The 3,347-nt window shown below is 36.7% G+C and carries 1 protein-coding gene and 4 pseudogenes; 3 read left to right on the top strand and 2 right to left on the bottom strand.

Annotated elements, in window-relative coordinates; genetic code table 11:
- Both ADA42_RS18275 and ADA42_RS18440 read right to left on the bottom strand, forming a co-directional pair.
- A pseudogene (locus ADA42_RS18275) lies at positions 1-227 on the bottom strand (IS982 family transposase); the annotation flags it as partial.
- A gap of 213 nt (positions 228-440) precedes the next feature.
- Positions 441-563 (bottom strand): annotated as a pseudogene (locus ADA42_RS18440) (integrase core domain-containing protein); the annotation flags it as partial.
- 10 nt (positions 564-573) lie between these two features.
- Between ADA42_RS18440 and ADA42_RS17160 the strand changes: the two are divergent.
- From ADA42_RS17160 to ADA42_RS18265, 3 genes and pseudogenes are all read left to right on the top strand, one after another.
- Positions 574-1,194: pseudogene (locus ADA42_RS17160) on the top strand (IS3 family transposase); the annotation flags it as partial.
- A gap of 152 nt (positions 1,195-1,346) precedes the next feature.
- Positions 1,347-1,575, top strand: a pseudogene (locus ADA42_RS18835) (acyl-CoA thioesterase).
- 381 nt (positions 1,576-1,956) lie between these two features.
- Positions 1,957-3,317 (top strand): IS3 family transposase gene (locus ADA42_RS18265; RefSeq protein ID WP_409360268.1). Its coding sequence is split into 2 segments (ribosomal slippage): positions 1,957-2,452 and positions 2,452-3,317, totalling 1,362 coding nucleotides; the frame shifts between segments, so codons are not numbered across the junction.
- Positions 3,318-3,347 lie beyond the last annotated feature (30 nt).

Genomic DNA, 3,347 nt, shown 5'->3' with positions numbered 1-3,347 from the left:
TTAAATAAATGGCTTTTATCTTCTTTTAACCAAGTGAAAAAGGCTTTGAAATTATTGAAATGAGAGCATTTGTACCAAATAGCAATAAAGCAGATTTCTGAAATTTTAAGTTGAGCAGTTCTGATTCTTAAGGAACCACGGTTTTGTTTGAGAAACTCCCAATAAGTTGCTTCAAATTTAAGAAAAAAATCATCAATTACGCAGAATAATTCGGTACTATTGAACATCAGGACTAGAGTTGTGAGTTTGGTGTGGTAGCTCAACTGATGGCTCTAGCCCTCTTATTTTTCAAGTCAATTTCTTATCCGAGATTCGGGTTAATAAGAATTCATTTTTTATATTTATTATGGCTTTGTTACACAAAGATGTATAAGTTGAAGTCGCTTTATTGCATAAATTTTGTAAGCGTCCGCTGTATTAGCCCCCGTAAAAACGGACAGTTAACTTGCTAATTTTAGCGATCGAAACTCCCGAGGAGATCTCATTTTTAGCCCACTATGAGGATGATTGCAATTGTAATCTTCAATCCAAGTAGGTAAACATCGCATAACTGTTTCTGCATCAATACTGAAGCAGATAAATCATAAGCGTATTTACCGCATCATGAAGCAGAATGATTTGCTGCTCACTCGAGCTGAGCCTCTGCAAAATGATCGTACACATGAAGGTAAAGTTATTGTCTCTGAGTCGAATGTACGCTGGTGTTCAGATGGCTTTGAGATTAAATGTTGGAATGGTGAAAAAGTACGAGTGATCTTTAGTTTAGACTGCTGTGATCGTGAAATCATGAGTTATGCAGCAACGACTGCTGGCATCAGTAGTGAAATGGTCTGTGATGTACTCATACAAAGTATGGAACAACGTTTCGGTGTAGTCTCTCATCTTCCCCATATGATTGAATGGCTTACAGATAATGGTAGCTGCTACATCGCCCATCCAACACGTGTATTTGCTCAGTCGTTAGGGTTTCGTATTTGCACAACACCGATTCGTAGTCCACAGAGTAATGGAATGGCTGAGGCTTTCGTCAAAACATTTAAACGGGATTATGTGTATTTGAATGATGTACCTGATGCAGAAACAGGTATGCGATGTTTACCTACTTGGATTGAAGATTATAATTGCAATCATCCTCATAGTGGGCTAAAAATGAGATCTCCTCGGGAGTTTCGATCGCTAAAATTAGCAAGTTAACTGTCCGTTTTTACGGGGGCTAATACATGTGTATATTTAGCCTTCATGGTGCTAGAGAGATTGATTACACCAATAACCAAAAAGAAATTTGTGTATGCCGAGAGTGCTTGAAGAAAGTCAAGAGTCCTCATGATTAGGTATAATTTCTTTTTATGAAAAGACAGTTTAAAAAATCTGAGTATATAGAGTCAAATTGGACAACCGAGCAAGATAGTTTCTTAATTGAAATTTTTAGTGATTGAGCAGCTTATCAATCATCTGCCTTTTACTGAAGATGAAATTATTAAGCGTAAAGAGGTACTAGGGCTCACTAGAAGACATAGACAGATGTGTAAATTTTTAAGCAATCCTTTTAAGAAAGTTTTAAGTCTCTTTTTTTAACCGGATCAGACATAAAAGACCCCGTTCGATATCTTTTATTCGCGGAGGTTTTTTCTCTTATGGAGGTTGTTATACAACTTTATACATTTAATTAACGTCACAGTTACTTTTATAAAATCTCTTACAAGTCGATCCTAAAATTTGTGATAATCGTTTGCATTTAAAGTCAAATGCCTATTTAATGATTAAAGTATTAAATAGAACAATAGAAGGAGATGGATATGACCTCGCAAGAAGCACTCGTACTTTCAGCCTCAGCATTTTGTCTTACGTTACTTATTTATGAATTTGGACAGATGTCCATGATGTTTAGTTAAACCACCTTTGTGAACTGCACCCCAAAAATTGGACATAAAACTCCAACTGATGAGGTGCATTCACATGGGACGGTATACGTTAGAATTTAAACTCTCTGTCGTAGAATATTTTCTATCTGGACAGGGAGGACAAAAAGCTACAGCCAAAAGGTTTGGGACAAACCATTCTGCTGTTCGCGTTTGGGTTGCTGCATATAAAAAGTACGGTGTTTCAGGATTAGAATCACCACAAGTAAATTTCACGCCAGAATTTAAAGAATCTGTGATTTTATATATGCGCGAACATGGTTTATCTATGCGTGAAACTGCTGCGCATTTTAATATCCATGCTGTATCTTCTGTCAGTTTATGGGAGCGATGTTATGATGAAGGTGGTTTGCAAGCCCTAATACCCAAAAAAAGAGGGAGACCATTTGCAATGAAGCTAACAATAACAAAGTCACTACCTACTAATAAAAGCTCCTCAACTCTCAGTCCTGAAGAAATGCAACGTGAGTTAGATTATTTACGTGCTGAGAATGCCTGTTTAAAAAAGTTGCATGCCTTGATTCAGCAACAGTCACCCAACAGCAAAAAACGCTAATCATCGTTGAATTAAGGCAACAATATCGTCTAGATAGTCTGCTGAGCATCATGAAATTAGCTCGCAGCACTTTTTATTACTGGAGCAAGGCGTTACAAAGGCCCGATAAATACGAGCAAATAAAACAACATATTCAGATGATCTACCAACACCATAAAGGACGTTATGGCTATCGTAGAATTACCTGCCAGTTAAAGCGTTATGGTTACGCTATTAACCACAAAACCGTACAACGATTAATGCGGCAATTGAAGCTAACAGCATTAATTAGATGCAAGAAATATCAATCATATAAAGGTGCTTATGGGAAAACAGCGCCCAACTTGCTTGATAGAAAATTTAACGCTACCAAACCCAATCAAAAATGGGTCACGGATGTTACTGAATTTAATGTTCATGGCAAAAAGTTATATCTTTCCCCGATATTGGATTTGTTTAATGGTGAAGTGATTGCATGGCAATCCACTGAAATACCTAACCAGAAAATGATAGCAAAAATGGTTGATATGGCTTGTATGAGATTGGGTTCAAAAGACTCACCGATACTGCATTCTGATCAAGGTTGGCAATATCAAATGAGGAGCTATCAAAACAGACTTAAACAAACTGGCATAGAACAAAGCATGTCGCGCAAAGGCAATTGCTTAGATAATGCTGTAATAGAAAACTTCTTCGGATTATTAAAATCTGAACTATTTTATTTGCAGCAGTTTGACAATATTGACCAGTTAAAATGTAGTATTGATGAATATATTTATTACTACAATAACGAACGAATTAAGATGAAATTGGGTGGATTGAGTCCAGTTGAATACAGAACTCAATCCTGTTTAACCGCCTGAAAAACTGTCCAACTTTATGGGGTCAGTTCA

This window comes from Acinetobacter sp. 243_ASPC (assembly GCF_001054715.1).
GTDB classification, from domain to species: domain Bacteria; phylum Pseudomonadota; class Gammaproteobacteria; order Pseudomonadales; family Moraxellaceae; genus Acinetobacter; species Acinetobacter soli.
Note: the sequence above shows the minus strand (reverse complement) of the source record. Positions and strands in the feature narration are given on the sequence as shown.